The sequence below is a fragment of the Rhizobium tibeticum genome, from assembly GCF_900110205.1.
GTDB lineage: Bacteria > Pseudomonadota > Alphaproteobacteria > Rhizobiales > Rhizobiaceae > Rhizobium > Rhizobium tibeticum.
Window position 1 is genome coordinate 1 of the sequence record NZ_FOCV01000139.1, and the last position, 1,729, is coordinate 1,729.

Here is a 1,729-nt window from a genome sequence, read left to right on the forward strand (position 1 = left end):
GCGCTGAACTGGCAATGGCGATGGGCCATGTCATTGGTGCGGCTCTGTGTGGCGACCCCATATTCGCAGAGTGGGCGGCTCGCACCAATATCCCGTGCGTAGCGAACGTTGAAGAGTTCTGCTCTTTCTTGAAGGCTGAGCCGGTGGATTGGATTTTCTCCGTCGCAAATCCGTTCATCTTGCCACCGGACGTGTTTGGGCGAGCGCGTCGAGGTGCTTTCAATTACCACGACGGTCCATTGCCACGATATGCGGGAGTTCACGCGACGTCCTGGGCGCTGCTGGCGCAAGAGACCAAATATGCCATCACGTGGCATCGTATCGATAATGGTGTTGATACGGGTGACATCGTGGTTCAGCGCCAAGTGCTGATTGCGCCCATCGATACGGCACTGGCCCTGAACCTCAAATGTTATGAGGCTGCCGTCGAGGGTTTTCGCGAGCTGTTAACTGGCTTAGCGAACGGGAAGCTGACTGCCTATTCGCAGACGCTGGGGAATAGAAGCTATTTTCCGAAACGTCGACGCCCAGATGCTGCGGGCTGTCTGCGATGGGATCAATCCGCGCAAGATCTGTCGGCGATGACACGTGCCTTAGACTTTGGGCCATATCATCCCAATCCATTGTGCATGCCAAAGGCTCTAATAGGTAATGAGGTTGTCCCGGTCAGGCACTTGGAGGTTTTGCCTCGACGCTCGGGCCTTCCGGCAGGTTCACTAGTTGATATTCACCACAGCCATTGGCGTGTGGCGACGGGTACGCATGATGTCGATGTTTGCTTTGGTAGCTCAGATGGTCGGGATCTCGACGCGCGGGCACTCGCGAGACGTTTCGATTTGGACGTTGGCGATCGCCTCCCGATGTTGAGCGATGACGAGGCGCGGAGCATAACTGCTGTACATGAAATGCTGGCGCCTCAGGAGGAGTTTTGGCGACATCGGCTTGAGCAGTTTAAAATGTTGCAGCTTCCTTTCTTGTCATCGTCCGTGGCTGAGGCGCCGCCTAGATGGCAGACGAGTTCGTGGCTAATACCAAGTGCTTTGGCTAAGCTGTCGCCAATTGACCGCACGGAATACTTGGTAGCGGCTTGGCTTATCTATCTCGCCCGCATCACGGGCGAAGCAGATTTTCAACTGGGGTGGACGTCTGCATCTGATGGATCGCAAGCTGGCTTGAAGCCGGTTGAGGTGCTTGTGGCTTCTGTCGTGCCGATGGAAATTACCGTTGATCTCAGTCTTGACTTTGCACAAGTGCGCAGGGCGGTGGCGGCCGAATGCGCTCAGTTGAAAGAGCGCGGTAGCTTTGTGCAGGATCTTATCTCGCGCTGGCCGACATTGCGGGGTGTAGAGGCGCTACGATCGCACCGGCCCTGGCCGATTGGCATCACAATCACGAGGGACAGCTGTTCTGTTCCAGGTGATCTGGTGTTGAGCCCAAGTGCTGGGGCAACCCTATGCGGCGATTTGCTGACGTTTGAGATTTGCGCTCTGGATGGGAGCGTTCGATGGCACTTTGATGCAAGTCGATTAGCGCTCCAGCAGATCGACCGTATGACGCAGCATTTCGGAAATTTGATATGCGGTGTGATGGCCGATGCAGGGCAGCCGGTGGGCCGCATTGAGCTGCTATCCTCTGCCGAGCGCACCTACCTGCTGGAGGATCTGAACCGGACGGCGGCGTCCTATCCCTCAGAGGTGTGCATCCATCAGCTGTTCGAGGCGCAGGTGCA

General features: G+C 56.5%; 1 protein-coding gene. It reads left to right on the forward strand.

Features of this window, described 5'->3' with window-relative positions; all coding sequences use genetic code 11:
* A partial coding sequence (locus tag BSG20_RS35240) for a formyltransferase family protein (RefSeq protein WP_280142246.1) occupies positions 1-1,729 on the forward strand: 1,729 nt, incomplete at both ends.